Here is a 19,002-nt window from a genome sequence, read left to right as displayed (position 1 = left end):
CGCCGTCACAGCCAGGTTAGGTAAGTGGCGTATGCTTCGCAGATTCCTAACGGTGGGTTAGTAATGGATACCTTACGCTGCATGCACGCGTTTGTCGCCGTGGCCGAGTGCGGCAGCTTTGCCGGTGCCGCCGAGCAGCTGCAGGTGTCGGCGGTGATGGTTGGCAAATACATCCAGCAGCTGGAAGCACACCTGGGCACCGCGTTGCTGCAACGGAACACCCGCCGCCAGCGCCTGACCGAAGCCGGTAGCGCCTACCTGGCCGGGTGCCGGCAGGTGCTGGAGCAGGTGCAGCAGGCCGAGGCCGATGTGGCCGGCCTGCAGGTGCAGCCGCGCGGCCTGCTGCGGGTCAGCGCGCCGACCACCTGGGGCAGCTGCGTACTGGCGCCGCGACTGGCCGGGCTGTTGCGCGCGCAGCCGCAGTTGAACATCGAGCTGGATCTGAGCAACCGGCGCGTGGACCTGATCGAGGATGGGTTCGATGTGGCGATCCGGGTGGGTCCGCTGCCGTCGCAGGAGGTGGTGGCGCGGCCGCTGCCGCCGTATGCGATGAGCCTGTGCGCGGCGCCGTCGTACCTGCGCCGGCGCGGCACCCCGCGCACACCTGCCGATCTGGAAGGGCACGATTGCCTGAGTCATCTGGCCTGGCGCGGTGGCCATGGCTGGCAGCTGGCCAATGGCGAGCTGGTCGACTGGGAAGCGCGGCTGACCTGCAATGATGGGTTCGCGTTGCGCGAAGCGGCCGTGGCCGGAGCGGGACTGGTGCTGCAACCGACCGCGTTGCTGGCGGGCGATATCGCCGCCGGGCGCCTGAAGCCGCTGCTGCGCGACTACCTGCCCGAACCGCGGCCGATGCATCTGATCTACCTGCCCGACCGCAGGCCGCGCCCACGATTGCAGTGCTTCGTGGATTTCGTCATGACCACCTTGGGGCGGTAGATCGGGTCAATCATTGGCCGCAGACAGTTCCTGCCCACGCACCTGGGCGGCGCGCAGGGCGTTGTCCACCAGCGCCTCGAAACCTCCGGCCTGGAAGCTTTCGATCGCGGCCTGCGTGGTGCCGTTCGGCGAAGTGACGCGGCGGCGTAGTTCCGAGGGGCTTTCGCCGGCCTCATCGAGCATGCGCGACGCGCCCAGCAGGGTCTGCACCACCAGCGTGCGTGCCGCCTCGGCCGGCAGTCCCTGGGCGATGCCCGCCGCTTCCATCGCTTCGGCCAGCAGGAACACATAGGCCGGGCCGCTGCCGGAGACGGCGGTGACCGAATCCATCAGCGCCTCGTCATCGATCCACACGGTGCGCCCGGCACTGGCCAGCATCTGTTCGGCCTGCGCGTGCTGAGCCGCATCCACCGCCGGCGTGGCGAACAGGCCGGTCACACCGGCGCCGAGCAGGGCGGGGGTGTTGGGCATCGCACGCACCACCGGCAGCTGGCCACCCAGCCAGCGCTGCAGCTGCGCGCTGGTGATGCCGGCGGCAATCGACACCACCAGCGGGCGGTTGTCCTGCGCCAGCGCCTGCAGCGACTGGCAGACCTCGCGCAGCACCTGCGGCTTGACCGCCAGCAGCCAGGTGCTGCCCTGCGCGGCCGCGTCGGCGGTGTTGTCGTGCACCCGCACGCCGAAGTCGGCGGCCAGCGCCTGGCGCAGGGCCGCCACCGGCTCGGCCACGTGGATGCGCGCGGCAGGCACGCCCTGGCGGATCAGGCCGGCGATCAGGCTGCGCGCCATGTTGCCGCCGCCGATGAAGGTGATGGAATCAGTTGCCATGGAGGTCTCCTTCGAATGTCAGGCCGGGCGCGGGCGTGCGCCGAACAGGGCGGTGCCGATGCGCACCAGGGTGGCGCCTTCGGCGATGGCTTCGGCGTAGTCACTGCTCATGCCCATCGACAGCGTGTCCAGCTGCGGGTGCTGGGCAGCCAGTGACTGGAAAAGTGTGCGCATGCGCACGAACGCGTCGCGGCGGCGCTCGGCCTCGGGCCACGGCGCGGGAATGGCCATCAGGCCACGCAGGCGCAGGCGGGGTTCGGCGGCAATCGCGGTGGCCAGTGCCGCCACGTCTTCCGGTGCGCAGCCGTGCTTGCTGGATTCGTCGTCGATGTTGACCTGGATCAGCACGTTCAGCGGGCCACGCGTCTCGGGGCGGTGCCGTGCCAGCGCGGTCACCAGCTTGGGCCGGTCCACGCTCTGCACCCAGTCGAAGTGGGCGGCGACGGCGTCGGCCTTGTTCGACTGCAGATGGCCGATCAGGTGCCATTCCAGCGCCAGGTGCTGCAGCGCCTGCATCTTGGCCAGTGCTTCCTGCACGTAGTTCTCGCCGAACGCCTGCTGGCCCTGGTCGGCCAGCGCGGCCACGGCCTCGGCCGGTTGGGTCTTGGACACCGCCAGCAGGCGAGGGTCGGGCCGGCCGGCCGCTGCGGCGGCGTCATGCAGGTTGCTCAGGATCTGGGGCAGGGGAGTGGCCACGTAACGCGTTCCATTGAATCAGGAGGCTATACTGCCGCCCGGGGAAAGATCCTTCCAGTCGAAGCCGTTATTGGGGAGTAGCCGCTCATGGATATCGCCGAACTGCTGGCGTTTTCCGTAAAGAACAAAGCGTCCGACCTGCACCTGTCCGCAGGCCTGCCGCCGATGATCCGCGTGGACGGCGACGTGCGCCGGATCAACATTCCAGCCCTGGACCACAAGCAGGTCCATGCGCTGGTGTACGACATCATGTCCGACAAGCAGCGCCGCGATTACGAAGAATTCCTCGAAGTGGATTTCTCGTTCGAGATCCCGTCGCTGGCGCGCTTCCGAGTGAACGCGTTCAACCAGAACCGTGGTGCCGGTGCGGTGTTCCGTACCATTCCCTCCGAGGTGCTCACGCTTGAGGACCTGGCCTGCCCGCCGCTGTTCCGCGAGGTGATCCAGCAGCCGCAGGGCCTGATCCTGGTGACCGGCCCGACCGGCTCGGGCAAGTCGACCACGCTGGCGGCGATGATCGACTACATCAACAAGAACGAATACGGCCACATCCTCACCGTCGAGGATCCGATCGAATTCGTGCACACCTCGCAGAAGTGCCTGATCAACCAGCGCGAAGTGCACCGTGACACGCATGGCTTCAACGAAGCGTTGCGTTCGGCGCTGCGCGAAGACCCGGACATCATCCTGGTCGGCGAACTGCGTGACCTGGAAACGATCCGCCTGGCGCTGACCGCCGCGGAAACCGGCCACCTGGTGTTCGGCACCCTGCACACCAGTTCGGCGGCCAAGACCATCGACCGCATCATCGACGTGTTCCCGGCCGGCGAGAAGCCGATGGTGCGCTCGATGCTGTCCGAATCGCTGCGCGCGGTGATCTCGCAGGCGCTGCTGAAGAAGGTCGGCGGCGGTCGTACCGCAGCGTGGGAAATCATGGTGGGCACCCCGGCCATCCGCAACCTGATCCGCGAGGACAAGGTGGCGCAGATGTACTCGGCCATCCAGACCGGCCAGCAGTACGGCATGATGACCCTGGACCAGCACCTGCAGGACCTGGTCAAGCGCAGCCTGATCACCCGCAATCAGGCCCGCGAGTACGCCAAGGACAAGCGCCTGTTCGAGTAAGGCGGGACGACCACGGGCGGCGTGCGCCACCGCGCCGCCGTTGCCGTGCTGTTTCCTCCACCGACCGTTTCCTGGTCCATGCCCCATTGGGAGCCCGCCGTGAACACCACCGCGACCACCATCGATTTCACTTCGTTCCTCAAGCTGATGGCGCACCAGCGCGCCTCGGACCTGTTCATCACCGCCGGCATGCCGCCGGCGATGAAGGTCAACGGCAAGATCTCGCCGATCACGCAGACGCCGCTGACGCCGCAGCAAAGCCGCGACCTGGTCCTCAATGTGATGACCCCGGCGCAGCGCGAGGAGTTCGAGAAGACCCACGAGTGCAACTTCGCCATCGGCCTGTCCGGTGTCGGCCGCTTCCGTGTCAGCTGCTTCTACCAGCGCAACCAGGTCGGCATGGTGCTGCGTCGCATCGAGACGCGCATCCCGACCGTGGAAGAGCTGAGCCTGCCGCCGATCATCAAGACGCTGGCAATGACCAAGCGCGGCATCATCCTGTTCGTCGGTGCTACCGGTACCGGCAAGTCGACGTCGCTGGCGGCGATGATCGGCTATCGCAACCATAATTCGACCGGCCATATCATCACCATCGAAGACCCGATCGAATTCGTGCACAAGCACGAAGGCTGCATCATCACCCAGCGCGAAGTGGGCATTGATACCGACAGCTGGGAAGCGGCGTTGAAGAACACCCTGCGCCAGGCGCCGGACGTGATCATGATCGGCGAGGTGCGCACCCGCGAGGGCATGGACCATGCCATCGCCTTCGCCGAAACCGGCCATCTGGTGCTGTGCACGCTGCATGCCAACAACGCCAACCAGGCGATGGACCGCATCATCAACTTCTTCCCGGAAGACCGCCGCAACCAGCTGCTGATGGATCTTTCGCTGAACCTCAAGGGTGTGGTGGCGCAGCAGCTGGTGCCTTCGCCCGATGGTCGTTCGCGCAAGGTGGCGATGGAGATCCTGCTGGGCACGCCGCTGGTGCAGGACTACATCCGCGATGGCGAGATCCACAAGCTGAAGGAAGTGATGAAGGATTCGGTCCAGCTGGGCATGAAGACCTTCGACCAGAGCCTGTTCGAGCTGTACCAGGCCGGCGAGATCAGCTACGAGGACGCATTGCGCTACGCCGATTCGCAGAACGAGGTACGCCTTCGTATCAAGCTCAGCCAGGGCGGCGACGCGCGCACGCTGTCGCAGGGGCTGGACGGCGTGGAGATTTCCGAGATCCGGTGACCTGCAGGGCGCCTGCGGGCGCCTTCTGCTTCGTGATGACCACAACGCCGGCTGTATTCCGGCGTGAACCTGCCAGGAAGGTGTGCATGCGTGAAACGGCGCGCGTGATGTTGGCAATGGCCGTGCTGTTGCAGGTCGGTTGTGCGCGTACTCCCGAGCCCGCCGCCCCGGCCGGGGACTGCGACGATCCGCAGGCGCATGCCTGGTATCTGCTGCCACCGCCTGCACAGAGGCGCAGCAGGGACCCGCTTCCGTTCATCGATTTCACCGGGTTTGCAAGGGCGTCATACCGCGACCGGTTGCGGGATCTCGAGGGCTTGCCGGAGCCGTCGTTCCGCTGCGGCAGCGTACCGGTCCAGGCGTATCGCTTCGTCTGGGAACCCGCGTTCTTCCCAGGTGTGGTCATACGCGCGCAGCGCAACGCAGCGGGCCAGGCTTGGATCGTCGGGCGCAGTGCACGCGATTTCGAGATTCCCGCATCGCCGTCCGACGGCCCAGCCACGCTCATCAAGGGCTGGTCGTGTCCTCCACCGCGCGCGCTGAGTGCGGAGGAATGGAAGGCCATTGCCAGCGCGTTTGCGCTGCTGCAGGGCGAAGATTCGAGCGCTGGACTTGATGGCTCATCGTGGATTTTCGAGTCTGTGGTGGACGGCGAGCAGCGCTGGTTCGCGCGATGGGTGCCGCGGGATCCGACGTTCCGCAATGCCGGTAGGATGATGGTGGAACTGGCGGGATGCGCCGAGACCCTGCAGGCGATGGAATGACGGGCACCGCTGCGGATTGATGAATTCCAGTCATGACCGACTGCCATCGCGTCGGTTCAATCCGCCGCCCTTGCAGGCGTATCGTCAGCGCTCCCCCTCTGGAGCACGACGATGCAGACACGTGAACTCGGCCGCAGCGGCCTGAAGGTTTCCGCCCTGGGCCTGGGCTGCATGGGCCTGAGCCATGGCTACGGCCAGCCGGTCGAGCGCAGCCAGGGCATCGCCCTGCTGCACGCCGCTGTCGAGCGCGGCGTGACCTTCTTCGATACCGCCGAAGTGTATGGGCCGTACACCAATGAAGACCTGCTCGGCGAGGCGCTGGCGCCGTACCGCGATAAACTGGTGATCGCCACCAAGTTCGGCTTCAAGGATGCGCGGGCGGATACCGGCCTGGACAGCCGTCCCGAGAACATCCGCGCGGTGGCCGAGGCCAGCCTCAAGCGGCTGCGTACCGACCATATCGATCTGTTCTACCAGCACCGCGTTGACCCGAACGTGCCGATCGAGGATGTGGCCGGCACGGTGCGCGACCTGATCGCCGAGGGCAAGGTCGGTCACTTCGGCCTGTCCGAGGCCAGTGCCGCCACCGTTCGCCGCGCGCATGCGGTACAGCCGGTGGCGGCGGTGCAGAGCGAGTACTCGCTGTGGTGGCGTGAGCCGGAGCGCGAGCTGCTGCCGACCCTGCAGGAACTGGGCATCGGCTTTGTGCCGTTCAGCCCGCTCGGCCGCGGCTTCCTGACCGGTGCGATCAACGCCGACACCACCTTCGACGCCAACGACTTCCGCAACACCGTGCCGCGTTTCGAAGTGGAAGCGCGTCGCGCCAACCAGGCGCTGGTGGACCGCATCAGCACGATTGCGGCCGCGCGCGCTGCGACCCCGGCGCAGGTTGCGCTGGCCTGGCTGCTGGCGCAGGCACCGTGGATCGTGCCGATTCCGGGCACCACCAAAGTCCATCGCCTGGAAGAAAACCTGGGCGCGGCCGCGCTGCAGCTGGCGCCGGAAGAATTGCAGCGCATCGCGCAGGCGCTGGAGGAAGTCTCGATCGTCGGCGAGCGCTACAACGCGCAGCGTGCTGCACAGGCCAAGGGCTGACCGCCCGGTGGGTGCAGAGTGTGGCGGGTGCGGACCGTTGGTCCGCACTCCTCGCCCCTCACCCCATTGGCCCGCGCAGCGCATCCAGCACCGTGCGCATCGCCATCGTTACATGCCGGCGGGACGGGTAGTACGCGTAGTACCCATCGAAGTGCGGGCACCAATTGTCCAGCACCGACAGCAGCCGTCCATCATCAAGCATCGGTTGTACCTGGTCCTCCGGCAGCCAGGCCAGGCCGCTGCCGGCCAGTGCGGCGGCGCGGGTCATGCCCATGCTGTTGAAGATCCACTGGCCACTGACGCGTACGCTCAGTTCATTGCCGTCCTTGCCGAAATCCCAGGGCATCAGCCCACCGTGGGTCGGCAGGCGCAGAGTGACGCAGTTGTGCGCGGCCAGCTCGTCCGGATGCTGCGGCACCACGTGCTGGCGGAAATAGCTGGGTGCACCGACCACGCGCATGCGCAGCGGTGGGCTGATCGGCACGGCGATCATGTCCCGGGCCAGCCGCTCGCCCAGACGGATGCCGATGTCGTAGCGCTCGGCGACGATGTCGGCCAGGCCGTAGTCGGCGGTCAGTTCCACCTTCAGGTCCGGGTACTGCTGCAGCAGGGGCGCCAGTCGCGGCCAGGCGATGTACTCGGCGGCATGGCCGGTCGCGTTGATGCGGATGGTGCCGGCCGGGCGCTCGCGGAATTCGGCCAGCGCGGCCAGCCCGTCCTCGATCTCGGCCAGGCGCGGAACCAGTGTGTCGAGCAGGCGGGCGCCGGCTTCGGTGGTGGATACGCTGCGCGTGGTGCGGGTCAGCAGGCGCACACCCAGGCGCTGTTCCAGCCCGCGCATGGCATGGCTGAGCGCGGACTGGGAAACGCCCAGCTGCGCGGCCGCCCGGGTGAAGCTGCCCTCGCGGGCGACGTGGACGAAGGCCTGCAGGTCGTTGAGGTTTTCACGGGGCATGCGGGAATGATACGGCCGGGCTGCGCCCGGCACCTGCCGAAACAACGTCAACGGCAACGTCAAAAGCTGGCTTCCCGTGGGAGGCGGGGTGGCTCAGGTCGCGGGGGACGGCGCAAGTACGTCCATGTAGCCTTGGTCGCGCCATCCATGGCGCTCACGCCCCCGCAACCTGAGCCACCCCGCCTTCGACAGTTTCCCGCTGCTGTTGGTGGGTGCCGACCGCTGGTCGGCACGGGATCCGGCACCACTACGAGAGGGTGTGTCGATTTCTGCGTCTGTGGTTCGTCGAATGAATGACTTCAACCGGAGCTGCACATGAGCACTGACACCAAGCCGAAAGGCCCGGCCTCGTACTTCCCCTCCATCGAGAAGACCTACGGCCAGCCGGTGGCGCACTGGTTCGGCCTGCTGTCAAAGAAGAAGAAGGGGCTCAAGCACATGGAACTGGTCAGCTTCCTGAAGAGCGAGCACGGCCTGGGCCATGGCCACGCCAACGCGCTGGTGGCGCATCATCTGGCTGGGAAAGGCTGATCGGCGGCCGGGACAGGATGGGGTGGGGCGCATTCAGCTGAACGATTTCATCTGCAACTGTCATGCAGATCGTGTCTAATACCGCTCCCCACCTGCTGTTCCCCCACCCGTATGTCCCTTCCCTCCCATGGCCCCGCGCCGTGCGACGACGCTGACGGCCACCTGGTCACCGCCGGTCCGCTGACCCCGCCGCCGGACAGCGCCGGTACCACCGCCGATGAAAAAGCCTTGCGCCACTCGATCGCCGAGGATGTGCAGGGCATGGTGCTGGCCACCATGGTGGCCTCGCTGGGGCTGGCCATCTTCGCCAAGAGCGGGCTGATGATCGGCGGCATGGCCGGCATGGCCTTCCTGCTGCACTACGCGCTGGACTGGAACTTCGGCGTGGTGTTCGTGCTGGTCAACCTGCCGTTCTACTGGGTGGCGGTGCGGCGCATGGGCTGGGAATTCACCCTGAAGACCTTTGCCGCGGTCACCGCCTGTGGCGTACTGACCGACCTGCTGCCGCGCTGGATCGACTTCTCGCACATCCACCCGCTGTATTCGGCGATCGTCGGTGGCGCGCTGTCCGGCCTGGGCATCCTGTTCTTCATCCGCCACCGCGCCAGCCTCGGCGGCATCGGCATCCTGGCGGTGTACCTGCAGCGCACCCGTGGCTGGAGCGCGGGCAAGGTGCAGATGTCCTACGACGCCTGCCTGATGGTGGCTGCGTTCTTCGTGTTGTCGCCGTCGAAAGTGCTGTACTCGGCCATCGGCGCGGTGGTGCTCAGCCTGGTGCTGATGTTCAACCACCGCCCGGGCCGTTACATGGGGGTGTGAGGGTTCAACGGGGGTGCCGGCCAGCGACCGGCACTACCGGAACCCACGCGTGGTAGCGCCGGGCCATGCCCGGCGGATTTGCCTCAGCGGGTGGCGGCCTTCAACCACGGCGGTGACAGCTTCAGCAGCCGCGCCTGCACCGGGCAGTCCTCGGCATGCGCGCCGGGCAGGTAGCCCAGGCTCATCAGGAATTCGCCGGTGATCTCGCCCCCGGTGAAGCGGAACGTCTTCTTGAACAGCTTCACCCAGTCGGCCTTGCCGCGCGGGTGATGCGCGTCCAGCCAGCCGGCAAAGCTGCCGTGGCTGGCTCGCAGCTGCTGGATAACCTGCGCGTTGTGGATCGCGGCCAGCACCTTCAGCCGGTTGCGGATGATGCCGGCATCGGACAGCAGCCGCTCGATGTCCTGCTCGGCGTAGGCGGCCACGCGGTCCACGTCGAAACCGTCGTAGGCCGCGCGGAAACCCTCGCGCTTCTTCAGGATCGTTTCCCAGCTCAGCCCGGCCTGGTTGATCTCCAGCACCAGCCGCTCGAACAGTTCGCGCTCGTCACGCTGCGGGAAGCCGTACTCGTTGGCGTGGTAGTAGTCGTGCACCGGATGGCCCGGGGCGATGAGGCAGTAACCGGACACGTCGAACTCCTGCGCGGTGGGACGTCATTATGCGCGCCGTGACCGTCGAGTGGAGGCGCCCGGCGCGCCCAGCCGCTAGAATGGGGCCATGCCTGTAACGCCGACCTCCCTTGCCGATCACCTGCTCGTCGCGCTGCCGTCGCTGCTCGACGCGACCTTCGCCCGCAGCGTCGCGCTGATCTGCCAGCACGACGAGAACGGGGCGATGGGCGTGCTGGTCAACCAGCCTTCCGAGTACACGCTCGGTGAAGTGCTTGCACAGATGGACATCAGCACCGGCGATGGCGACCTGCAGGCGCGCATGGTGCTCAACGGCGGCCCGGTGCATCCCGAGCGCGGCTTCGTCATCCATGACGACGCGCGGGCGTGGGATTCCAGCCTGACCGTGGGCAATGGCCTGTACCTGACCACCTCGCGCGACATCCTTGAAGCGATGGCACGTGGCGAAGGCCCGGCCAACGCCGTGGTCACCCTCGGTTGTGCGGGGTGGGGCGCTGGCCAGCTGGAAAGCGAGCTGGCCGAGAACAGCTGGCTGACCGTGCCGGCCGATGCCGAACTGGTGTTCCAGCTGCCGCTGGAGCAGCGCTGGCAGGGCGCGGCCTCGCGCATCGGCGTGGACCTGTTCCGGCTGACGGACTACAGCGGCCATGTCTGAGCCGGCCGTCATCCGCCGTGATGGCACCGTACTCGGCTTCGATGTGGGCTCGCGGCGGATCGGCGTGGCCATCGGCAGTGCTTTCGCCGCGCATGCGCGCGCGGTGGCCGTGGTTGATGTGCATGGCAACGGTCCGGACTGGACCGCGATCGAACGGCTGCTCAAGGAATGGAAGCCCGATGGCCTGGTGGTGGGCGACCCGCTCACCCTCGATGGCCAGGATCAGCCCAACCGCAAGCGCGCGCAGGGCTTTGCCCGCCAGCTGCGGGAACGTTTCAAGCTGCCGGTGGTGATGATCGACGAGCGCTCCAGCTCGGTCGAGGCTGCCCGCCGCTTCGCTGTCGAGCGCGCCGAAGGGCGCAGGCGCCGCCGTGACGCGGCCGCCCTCGATGCGGTGGCCGCGGCGGTGATCATCGACCGCTGGCTGTCGTCACCGGACGACGCCACTCCCATTCCCTGACTGCACGACTCCCGCCATGACCGCCCAGCAACTCGATGCCTCCGGACGCCTGCGCCACCTGCTGACCCTTGAGGGCCTGCCGCGCGAAACCCTGCTGCAGCTGCTCGACCGTGCCGGGCAGATCCGCGATGCCGCAGTCGGCCGCGTCGGCAACAAGCGCCACGTGCTGGCCGGTTCGGCGGTGTGCACGCTGTTCTTCGAGCCGTCCACGCGCACCCGCAGCTCGTTCCAGCTGGCGGCGCAGCGGCTGGGCGCCGACGTGCTGAACTTCGATGCCTCGACCTCGTCCACGCGCAAGGGCGAAACCGCCTGCGACACGCTGCGCAACCTGGAAGCGATGGGCGTGCGCGGCTTCGTGGTGCGCCACCCCGATGACGGCGCCGTGGCCGCACTGGCCGAGGCGGCGGGCGAGGGCACGGCGTTGATCAACGCCGGCGACGGCCGCAGTTCGCACCCGACCCAGGGCCTGCTGGACATGCTGACCCTGCGCCAGGCCAAGGGCCCGGATTTCTCGAAGCTGAAGGTGGTGATCGTTGGCGACGTGAAGCACTCGCGCGTGGCCCGCACCGACCTGCACGCGCTGCGCACGCTGGGCGTGGGTGAGATCCGCGTATGCGGCCCGCAGTCGCTGCTGCCCGACGATGAGACCCTGAAGGGCTGCGTGGTTGGCGATGACTTCGACGCGATGCTGGAAGGCGTCGATGCGCTGATGATGCTGCGCCTGCAGCGCGAGCGCATGGAAGAAGGCCTGGTGCCGTCGCTGGAGCAGTACCACGCGCAGTACGGCCTGACCAACGCGCGCCTGGCGCGTGCCGGCAAGGATGCGGCGGTGCTGCACCCCGGCCCGATCAACCGCGGCGTGGAAGTGACCGACGAGGTGGCCGACGGCCCGCAGTCGTGGGTGCTGCGCCAGGTCGCCAACGGCGTCGCCGTGCGCATGGCCGTGCTGGAAACCCTGCTGGGCTGATCCCCCGCTTGGTAGGTGTCGACCTTGGTTGACCCCCACTGCTTGGGTAGATGCCAACCTTGGTTGGCACTATCCACCGGTGCTCACGTCATCTGGCCGCTCACACAAGGCCCCGAGCTCCCATTCACACCATGCATGGGGATATTGCCCCAGCCGAGTCGTCAGTCCGGCCCTGATCGGATTTCCCATCAGGTACATCGCATGCCGGTGCAACGATTCGTCAGAGCGGATCGCATGATCGTGATAGCAGGCCTGCCAGAAGCGACCGACTCGCCCCAGCAACCGGTTTGCCTGCTGGGCTGTGCGCGACTTGAAACGCTTCATGATGGTTGCCAGTGTCCCCGCGCGCAGTTCGACCAGCCCGTGGATGTGGTCGGGCATGACCACGTACGCGATTGAGTGGGTGAAACCTTCCCGATCAAGTCGTTGGAATTCCTGGATCGCGAGGACGCCGACGGCGTCGATGGCAAACAGGGGAGCGCGACCGGTCACAACTGTGGTGAGGATGTAGCTGAGGCCGACGCTGGAATGGCGGCCGATCAGGAGTCTGGTGTTTTGCATGGAGCAAGCATGGGCGTGCCTGCCAGCTGTGAACATCGGGGAATGGTCTGGTTTTGGGTAGGTCTGTGCCAACCAAGGTTGGCATCTACCAGGCAGCGTGTGCCAACCAAGGTTGGCATCTACCGGAAGCGGTGGCTCAGCGTTTCTGCGCGAACAACCACGCCCACATCGCCGGGTCGGCGTAGGTGGCGTCCCAGGCGTTGTGGTTGCCGTCGGGGTATTCGGTGTAGCGCACGTCGCGCGCGCCGGCGGCCTGGAAGGCGGTGTGCAGGCGACGGTCATCGGCAGGCGGCACCACGTCATCCAGCGCGCCGTGGAAGATCCAGATCGGGGTGTGCCGCAGGCGTTGAGCGATGGTCGCGTACGGGTCGGCCTCGTGGGCGACCTGTTCGACGAACAGGGTCGGGCGCACCGCACGCGGGGCCAGTACCGCGCCGCATACCGGCACGATCGCCGCGAAGCGGCGTGGGTCGTCCAGCGCGATGTTCCAGCTGCCATAGCCGCCCATCGACATGCCGGTCAGGTACTGGCGCGCCGGGTCGGCGCCGAACTCGGCAATGGCGGCGTCCAGTGCGGCCAGCGCCACGCGGTTGTTGCGTCCGCTCCATTCCTCGCGCCCCGGCACCTGCGGAAACACCGCCAGTGCCGGGAAATCGGCCGCATGCGCACGCAGGTACGGCCCCAGGCCCGCGTGGGTCTGCTTGACGCCATCGCCGCCGCGCTCGCCGGATCCGTGCAGGAACAGCACCACCGGCAGCGAGCCGGGTGTGCGCGCCGAGGCCGCCGGAACGAACACCTGGTAGTAGGCCGTTTCGCCGTCCACCTTCACCGCGCGCGCCTCGAAATGTCCGCGCGCGCTGTCCGGCATCGAGGTGCAGCCGGTCAACATCAGAACGACCAGCGCTGGCAGCCAGCGCGAGATGGAACGGAGCATGCGGCTTCCCGAAGCGGCGAGGTCACTGCATGGTAGTCCGCTGCCGTCAGCGCGGCATCGTGCGCCGCGTCACTGCGGGCGTGGAAAGCTGGCGATGATCTCCAGCTGTTCCTGGGCTTCGGCATTGCCGTCGGCGGCCGCGGCCTGCACCTGCGCCAGGTCCGGGTGCAGGACCACCAGCAGCGGGTTCTCGCAGACCGGGCAGTCGTACTCGGTGGCGTCCTCGTCCAGTTCCATTTCCATGGCGCGCGAGCTGCCTTTCCATTCGCAGGCCGGGCAGGTGTGCTGCTGGTCGCGCCAGCCGGGCTGGAAGTAGTTTTCGATCGTGGTTGCCATGAGAGGATCCAGTGGGGGTCGGGGCAGAGCCCCGCGCAGCGGGGATCCGACCCTGGGTTTGGAGCAGGTCGGGGATCTGACCCTGCAGGGATCAGTGCAGCAGCACCAGGGTGGCCAGGCCGAGGAAGGTGAAGAACCCCATCGAGTCGGTCACCGCGGTGAGGAAGATGCCACTGGCCAGCGCTGGGTCGAAACCGAAGCGCTTCAGGGTCAGCGGTACCAGCACGCCGGCCAGCGCGGCGAACAGCAGGTTGCAGGTCAGTGCGATGGCGATCACCGCCGACAGCCCCGGCGAGTGGAACCAGGCCAGCACGATCAGGCCCAGCACCGAACCGAGCATCACGCCGTTCAACAGCGCGACCCGGACTTCTTTCCACAGCAGGGTGCGGGCGTTGGAGGCGCCCACCTGGCCCAGCGCCAGGCCGCGCACCATCAGTGCCAGCACCTGGGTACCGGCGTTGCCACCAAGGCCGGCCACGATCGGCATCAGCACCGCCAGCGCCACCAGCTTGTCGATGGTGCCTTCGAAATGGCCGACCACGCTGGAGGCCAGGAAGGCGGTACACAGATTCACCGACAGCCACATCAGGCGGCGGCGCATCGCGCGCCAGACCGGGCTGAACAGATCCTCGTCCTCGTCCAGACCGGCGGCGCCCAGCGCCTGGTGCTCGGCCTGGCCGCGGATGATGTCGACCACGTCATCGATGGTGATGCGGCCGATCAGGATGTTGTTGTCGTCCACCACCGGCGCGGAGATCCAGTCATGGTCGGAGAACTGGCGGGCGACTTCCTGATCGCTCTCGCCGACGTCGATGGCCGGCTGCTCGTCGTCGATCAGGCGGTTGATCGGGGTGGTGTCCTCGTGGGTCACCAGTGCCGCCAGTGACACCCGGCCCAGGTACTGATGGCGGCGGCTGACCACGAACAGATGATCGGTGTGGTCTGGCAGTTCACCGCGCAGGCGCAGGTAGCGCAGCACCACGTCGACGTTGACGTCGGCGCGCACGGTCACCACGTCCGGGTTCATCAGGCGCCCGGCGCTGTCCTCGGGATAGGACAGCACCTGTTCCAGGCGCTCGCGGTTCTCCCGGTCCATCGACTTGAGGACCTCGTCGATGACCGTGTCCGGCAGGTCTTCGACCAGGTCGGCCAGATCGTCGATGTCGAGGTCTTCGACCGCGGCGATGATCTCGTCCGGGTCCATGTCGGCCAGCAGGCTCTCGCGCACGTCGTCGCCGACGTGGACCAGCACCTCGCCGTCATCTTCCGGATCGACCAGGCCCCACACCACCTCGCGCTTGCCGGGCGGCAGCGATTCGAGCAGGTTGCCGATCTCGGCCGGAGCCAGGGTGTTGACCAGGCGGCGCACCGGACCCAGGCGGCCACTGTCCAGTGCATCGGACAGCATCCGCAGTTGGCGCGCAGTCTTGTCGTGGCGTACAGCTTCAGCCATCGCAGCTCCCGCGGGGATAAGAAAAGCCGCGATCCCGGCAAGGATGCGGCAACAGGGGTGTTCAGCGCGTCATTATCGCAAGGGGATGTTTCAGCGCATACCCCGCTGGCCTGCGGCCACCGGGGGCCACGCATTCAACCTCATCCCCCGCCTGTCGGCGCGCCCCTTGAACAACAAGGGGCAGTTTCTGCGGATCGAATCTGCGTCGGGCCAGCGGTCAGCGAGGTCCACATATTCCTCCGGGCCATGCCCGGCGAGCGCGTAGCGCGGAAAATCAGGGCGTGTCGGCCACCAGCGCCAGCCAGCGCTCGATGGCGCGGCGGTCGCGGGCGGCCAGCAACTTCGGTGCGCGCGCGCGCAGCGTGGCCAGATCAGCCTCGCGGATCGCGCGGCGCACTTCCAGCAGGGTGCCCGGATGCAGGCTGAACTCGGTCAGGCCCAGCGCCAGCAGCAGGGGCGTCATCCGTGCATCGCCGGCCATCTCGCCACACACCGCTACCGGAATGCGATGGCGCGCGCCGGTCTCGATCACCATCTGCAGCAGGCGCAGCACGGCCGGGTGCAGGGGCGAATACAACTCGCCGAGCGCTTCGTTGTTGCGGTCGGCGGCCAGCAGGTACTGCACCAGGTCGTTGGTGCCGATCGACAGAAAGTCGACCAGATCGATGAAACTCTCCAGCGCCAGCGCGGCGGCGGGTACCTCGATCATCGCGCCCAGCGGCACATGCTCGGACACCATGTGGCCTTCGCCGCGCAGCTGCTCGGTCAGCTTCAGCAGGCGTCGACGCACCGCCAGCAGTTCCTCGCGGGTGCTGATCATCGGCAGCAGCACGCGCAGCTTGCCGTAGGCCGATGCACGCAGGATCGCACGCAGCTGGGTATCGGCTACCTTCGGCCGCGCCAGCGACAGGCGTACGCCACGCAGGCCCAGCGCCGGATTCTCCTCGTTGCTCAGGGTCAGGCCGGTGCGGTCGGCCTTGTCCGCACCCAGGTCGAGCGTGCGGATGGTCACCGGCCGCCCGCTCATGCCCAGCGCGGCGTCGCGATAGGTCTGGAACTGTTCTTCCTCGTCCGGCAGCTCGTTACGCTGCAGGAACAGGAATTCGGTGCGGTACAGGCCCAGGCCCTGGGCGCCCAGCGCATGGGCCTGGGTCACATCTTCCAGCGATTCGGCATTGGCCAGCAGGGCGATGTCGACCTGGTCGCGGGTGCGGCTGGGCTTGCTGCGCAGGCGCCCGAGCTCGCGCTGTTCGCGTGCGTGTTCCTTCAGGCGCGCGCGGTAGTCGCGCAGGTTGTCGGCCAGCGGGTTGGCGGTGATGCTGCCGTCGGCGCCATCGATGATCAGCACATCGCCATCGGCGACGCGGCTCAGCAGCTGCGGCACGTTCACGATCAACGGCAGATGCAGGCTGCGCGCCAGGATGGCGCTGTGTGACAGCGCGCTGCCGGCCGCCGTGACGATGCCGACCACGCCCTGTGCCTGCAGCTGGGCCAGCTCGGACGGGGCGATGTTGTCGCAGACCAGGATCTCGCCGGCCAGGCCCTTCACCACCGGCGCGCGCTCGGGTTGCAGGAAGGCATGGATGCGGCCGATCACGTGGTCCAGATCGTCCATGCGGCTCTTCAGATAGGCATCGTCCATGCCATCGAAGACCTTGGCCAGGCGGTCGCGCTGCACGCGCAGGGCATAGCCGGCGCTGTACGGACCGCTGCGGATCAGCTCATCCAGCCCGTGCAGCAGCTCGGGGTCGTCCAGCAGCAGGGCGTGCAGGTCGAGGAATTCGCCCACTTCCTGGCTCAGGGCACCGTGCAGGCGCTGGCGCAGCTCGTGCATTTCGGTGCGCGCGGCGGCTACTGCGTGGTGCAGGCGTTCCAGTTCGGCCTCCACCTGGCTGGGCGCCACCCGTTGTTCGGCCACCTCCAGCGCATGTGGCAGGCGCACGCGGGCGCGGCCCATCGCCGTGCCGCGTGCGGCGCCGTGGCCGGCCAACAGCTGTACCGGCCGCAGGCCGGAAGAAGGCTGGCCGGCGCGCGCGCGCGGCACGCTCAGCTGTCCTCGTCGAAGCGGCGTTCGAACAGGTCCACCACCGCATCCATCGCGGCCGACTCGTCCTCGCCGGTGATGCGCACGGTAACCGGAGTGCCCTGGCCGGCGGCCAGCAGCATCACGCCCATGATGCTCTTGGCGTTGATCTCACGGCCCTTGGCGGCCATGGTCACGTTGCAGCGGAAAGGCGCCAGGGTCTGCACCAGCTTGGCGGTGGCCCGGGCATGCAGGCCCAGGCGGTTGCTCACGGTGAGTTCTCGTTCAAGCATCGTCGACTATCGCTCCATTACGGGTACCCGCCGCGGCTGTGGCGGGCAGTTGATCCAGTCCCTGTTCCGGATAATTCATCACCCGCAGCAACATCGGCAGGCTCAGCGCCGACACCCGGCGAACCGGGGTCCCCAGCCGGGCCAGCTGCCCGGCAAGATTGGCGGGGCTGGCACCGTACAGGTCGGTCAGGATCAGCACGCCTGCACCCCCATCGACCCGCCGCAGGGCGGCCGAGGCGAGCGGGAGCAGGGCGTCCAGGTCTGCGTCGAACGGTACTTCGAAAGCTTCGGTCTTCAGCGGCAATTGCCGCAGGAGCCGGGTCGCCACATCAAGCAGGGCGGTCCCGACCCCAGGGTGTGTTACGAGGAGAATGCCACAGGTCATTACTGCACGTTAACAGGTCAAGGTGAATCGGCGATAGCAGCAGGAGAGGGGCACTGTGTCCCGTATTCAGCGTTGCTGGGGGCAGAGCCCTTTTCCCCTGGAAAAGGGATCCGACCCCATGCGTTTTTCGATGCCTGACCGGGACTCATCCACGCATGGCGTGGATCTACCCTGTCAGCCAAGGTCGACACCCACCAACAGCAAAACGGCGCGCCGCGATCTGTCCAAGGCGGGGCGGGTCCGGTTGCGGGGGTGTCCGCGGCATGGATGCCGCGGCCAAGCCCCCATGGATGGGTTAACGGCGTCCCCCGCAACCGGGCCCGCCCCGCCATCCCACGGAATGCCGCTTTTGCTGTTGCTTTCGCTGTTGCCGGCCAGCGGCCGGCACTACCGGCGGGTGCCGGGCGCAGCCCGGCCGACCCCCTCAATCCTGTTCGCGGTGATAGGTCGCCACGTCTTCCCAGCCCATCTCGCGCGCATGCCGCGCCATGCGCTCGGCCAGGAACACCGAGCGGTGCTTGCCACCGGTGCAGCCGAAGGCCACGGTCACGTAGCTGCGGGTGCCGTCGCCCAGCTTCGGCAGCCAGGTATCGAGAAAATCCATCAGCTGGGCCAGATAGCGCTGCACATCCGGCTGCGCCTCCAGGTAGTCGCGCACGCCGGGTTCGCGCCCGCTGAGCGCGCGCAGGTCGGGATCCCAGTGCGGGTTGGGCAGCACCCGTGCGTCGAATACGAAGTCTGCTTCGGCCGGGACGCCACGCTTGTAGGCAAACGATTCGAACAACAGCGACAGACTGGTGGCATGGCCCATCGCGAACTCGGTGATGATGCGACGGCGCAGCTGATGCACATTGAGGCTGCTGGTATCGATCACCGCGTCGGCTTCGCGCCGCAGCGGCGCGGTCAGTTCGCGTTCGCGGGCGATCGCCTCGGGCAGGGAAAGACCGAGCTGGCTCAGCGGATGCCGGCGGCGGGTGTCGGCATAGCGCTTGAGGACGGTCTCGTCGCTGGCCTCGAAGAACAGCACCTTCACTTCAACGCCGGCGTCGGTGGCCAGCTGCCGCCAGTCGCCCAGCTGGCTCAGGTCGGCCTGGCCGCGCACGTCGATACCCACCGCCAAGCGGCGCGGCGCGCGGCCGTCGTGGTTGTCCAGCAGGCTGCGCACGAAGTCCGGCAACAGGTGGATCGGCAGGTTGTCCGAGCAGTAGTAGTCCTGGTCCTCGAAGGTCTTCAGGGCGACGGATTTACCCGAGCCGGACAGGCCGCTGACGATGATCAGGGTCGGGGCGGTGGGAGTAACGGTGCTCATGGA

22 protein-coding genes are annotated in these 19,002 nt (G+C 67.4%); 10 read left to right on the top strand and 12 right to left on the bottom strand.

Annotated features, from left to right (window positions below; all coding sequences use genetic code 11):
* Positions 1–63: 63 nt before the first annotated feature.
* Positions 64–939: a LysR family transcriptional regulator gene (locus AC5YGJ_RS01820; protein WP_249844833.1), complete on the top strand. Its 876-nt coding sequence runs from the start codon at positions 64–66 to the stop codon at positions 937–939.
* 6 nt (positions 940–945) lie between these two features.
* Here AC5YGJ_RS01820 and proC read toward each other — a convergent pair whose 3' ends face one another.
* Together proC and AC5YGJ_RS01810 are read right to left on the bottom strand one after the other, a co-directional pair.
* The gene (gene proC / locus AC5YGJ_RS01815; protein WP_496185547.1) at positions 946–1,767 is read right to left on the bottom strand and encodes a pyrroline-5-carboxylate reductase; all 822 of its coding nucleotides are present in this window, start codon (positions 1,765–1,767) and stop codon (positions 946–948) included.
* Positions 1,768–1,785: 18 nt separating this feature from the next.
* A complete protein-coding gene (locus tag AC5YGJ_RS01810) occupies positions 1,786–2,463 on the bottom strand; it encodes a YggS family pyridoxal phosphate-dependent enzyme (protein WP_309339287.1) in 678 nt (225 codons plus the stop codon).
* Positions 2,464–2,550: 87 nt separating this feature from the next.
* Between AC5YGJ_RS01810 and AC5YGJ_RS01805 the strand changes: the two genes are divergently transcribed.
* The 4 genes from AC5YGJ_RS01805 to AC5YGJ_RS01790 all read left to right on the top strand — a co-directional run bounded on the left by AC5YGJ_RS01805 (position 2,551) and on the right by AC5YGJ_RS01790 (position 6,689).
* Positions 2,551–3,588, top strand: coding sequence for a type IV pilus twitching motility protein PilT (locus AC5YGJ_RS01805; RefSeq protein WP_004147099.1), 1,038 nt, complete (start codon positions 2,551–2,553; stop codon positions 3,586–3,588).
* Positions 3,589–3,687: 99 nt separating this feature from the next.
* The gene (locus AC5YGJ_RS01800; protein WP_279919845.1) at positions 3,688–4,830 is read left to right on the top strand and encodes a PilT/PilU family type 4a pilus ATPase; all 1,143 of its coding nucleotides are present in this window, start codon (positions 3,688–3,690) and stop codon (positions 4,828–4,830) included.
* An 86-nt stretch (positions 4,831–4,916) separates the two neighbouring features.
* A complete protein-coding gene (locus AC5YGJ_RS01795) occupies positions 4,917–5,594 on the top strand; it encodes a hypothetical protein (protein ID WP_496185546.1) in 678 nt (225 codons plus the stop codon).
* 111 nt (positions 5,595–5,705) lie between these two features.
* On the top strand, positions 5,706–6,689 hold the full coding sequence (locus AC5YGJ_RS01790; protein ID WP_309339301.1) for an aldo/keto reductase: 984 nt from the start codon (positions 5,706–5,708) through the stop codon (positions 6,687–6,689).
* 58 nt (positions 6,690–6,747) lie between these two features.
* Here AC5YGJ_RS01790 and AC5YGJ_RS01785 read toward each other — a convergent pair whose 3' ends face one another.
* Positions 6,748–7,644 carry a LysR family transcriptional regulator gene (locus AC5YGJ_RS01785; RefSeq protein ID WP_496185545.1) on the bottom strand — a complete coding sequence of 299 codons (897 nt, stop codon included), beginning with the start codon at positions 7,642–7,644 and terminating at the stop codon, positions 6,748–6,750.
* Positions 7,645–7,959: 315 nt separating this feature from the next.
* On the opposite strand from AC5YGJ_RS01785, the gene AC5YGJ_RS01780 reads away from it, so the two are divergent.
* Positions 7,960–8,175: a DUF4287 domain-containing protein gene (locus AC5YGJ_RS01780; RefSeq protein ID WP_496185544.1), complete on the top strand. Its 216-nt coding sequence runs from the start codon at positions 7,960–7,962 to the stop codon at positions 8,173–8,175.
* A 111-nt stretch (positions 8,176–8,286) separates the two neighbouring features.
* Positions 8,287–8,994: a YitT family protein gene (locus tag AC5YGJ_RS01775; RefSeq protein ID WP_029379885.1), complete on the top strand. Its 708-nt coding sequence runs from the start codon at positions 8,287–8,289 to the stop codon at positions 8,992–8,994.
* 83 nt (positions 8,995–9,077) lie between these two features.
* Here AC5YGJ_RS01775 and AC5YGJ_RS01770 read toward each other — a convergent pair whose 3' ends face one another.
* On the bottom strand, positions 9,078–9,623 hold the full coding sequence (locus AC5YGJ_RS01770; RefSeq protein WP_496185543.1) for a DNA-3-methyladenine glycosylase I: 546 nt from the start codon (positions 9,621–9,623) through the stop codon (positions 9,078–9,080).
* 88 nt (positions 9,624–9,711) lie between these two features.
* Here AC5YGJ_RS01770 and AC5YGJ_RS01765 point away from each other — a divergent pair, with 88 nt between their 5' ends.
* The 3 genes from AC5YGJ_RS01765 to AC5YGJ_RS01755 are packed head-to-tail and all read left to right on the top strand — an operon-like array spanning position 9,712 to position 11,705.
* Positions 9,712–10,278, top strand: coding sequence for a YqgE/AlgH family protein (locus AC5YGJ_RS01765; RefSeq protein WP_496185542.1), 567 nt, complete (start codon positions 9,712–9,714; stop codon positions 10,276–10,278).
* Positions 10,271–10,738, top strand: a complete 468-nt coding sequence (ruvX, locus tag AC5YGJ_RS01760; protein WP_107230065.1) for a Holliday junction resolvase RuvX — start codon at positions 10,271–10,273, stop codon at positions 10,736–10,738. The genes AC5YGJ_RS01765 and ruvX overlap by 8 nt, the downstream gene beginning before the upstream one ends.
* A 16-nt stretch (positions 10,739–10,754) precedes the next feature.
* A complete protein-coding gene (locus AC5YGJ_RS01755; protein WP_107230066.1) occupies positions 10,755–11,705 on the top strand; it encodes an aspartate carbamoyltransferase catalytic subunit in 951 nt (316 codons plus the stop codon).
* 69 nt (positions 11,706–11,774) lie between these two features.
* On the opposite strand, the gene AC5YGJ_RS01750 is transcribed toward AC5YGJ_RS01755, so the two are convergent.
* The 8 genes from AC5YGJ_RS01750 to rapZ form a co-directional block, all read right to left on the bottom strand.
* The gene (locus AC5YGJ_RS01750; protein ID WP_496185541.1) at positions 11,775–12,266 is read right to left on the bottom strand and encodes an REP-associated tyrosine transposase; all 492 of its coding nucleotides are present in this window, start codon (positions 12,264–12,266) and stop codon (positions 11,775–11,777) included.
* A gap of 136 nt (positions 12,267–12,402) precedes the next feature.
* The gene (locus AC5YGJ_RS01745) at positions 12,403–13,200 is read right to left on the bottom strand and encodes a carboxylesterase family protein (RefSeq protein ID WP_496185540.1); all 798 of its coding nucleotides are present in this window, start codon (positions 13,198–13,200) and stop codon (positions 12,403–12,405) included.
* A 69-nt stretch (positions 13,201–13,269) separates the two neighbouring features.
* Positions 13,270–13,536 (bottom strand): hypothetical protein, encoded by a 267-nt coding sequence (locus tag AC5YGJ_RS01740; RefSeq protein WP_249844822.1) that lies wholly within the window; start codon positions 13,534–13,536, stop codon positions 13,270–13,272.
* 91 nt (positions 13,537–13,627) lie between these two features.
* On the bottom strand, positions 13,628–14,989 hold the full coding sequence (gene mgtE / locus AC5YGJ_RS01735) for a magnesium transporter (protein WP_005408383.1): 1,362 nt from the start codon (positions 14,987–14,989) through the stop codon (positions 13,628–13,630).
* Positions 14,990–15,263: 274 nt separating this feature from the next.
* Positions 15,264–17,033 carry a phosphoenolpyruvate--protein phosphotransferase gene (ptsP, locus tag AC5YGJ_RS01730; protein WP_496185539.1) on the bottom strand — a complete coding sequence of 590 codons (1,770 nt, stop codon included), beginning with the start codon at positions 17,031–17,033 and terminating at the stop codon, positions 15,264–15,266.
* 2 nt (positions 17,034–17,035) lie between these two features.
* Complete coding sequence (locus AC5YGJ_RS01725; protein ID WP_107230071.1) at positions 17,036–17,305, bottom strand: HPr family phosphocarrier protein; 270 nt, start codon at positions 17,303–17,305, stop codon at positions 17,036–17,038.
* Positions 17,298–17,690 carry a PTS sugar transporter subunit IIA gene (locus AC5YGJ_RS01720; RefSeq protein WP_057497257.1) on the bottom strand — a complete coding sequence of 131 codons (393 nt, stop codon included), beginning with the start codon at positions 17,688–17,690 and terminating at the stop codon, positions 17,298–17,300. The genes AC5YGJ_RS01725 and AC5YGJ_RS01720 overlap by 8 nt, the downstream gene beginning before the upstream one ends.
* A gap of 424 nt (positions 17,691–18,114) precedes the next feature.
* On the bottom strand, positions 18,115–18,999 hold the full coding sequence (rapZ, locus tag AC5YGJ_RS01715) for an RNase adapter RapZ (protein ID WP_057497258.1): 885 nt from the start codon (positions 18,997–18,999) through the stop codon (positions 18,115–18,117).
* Positions 19,000–19,002 lie beyond the last annotated feature (3 nt).

The organism is Stenotrophomonas sp. CS3K5, assembly GCF_059515225.1.
Note: the sequence above shows the minus strand (reverse complement) of the source record. Positions and strands in the feature narration are given on the sequence as shown.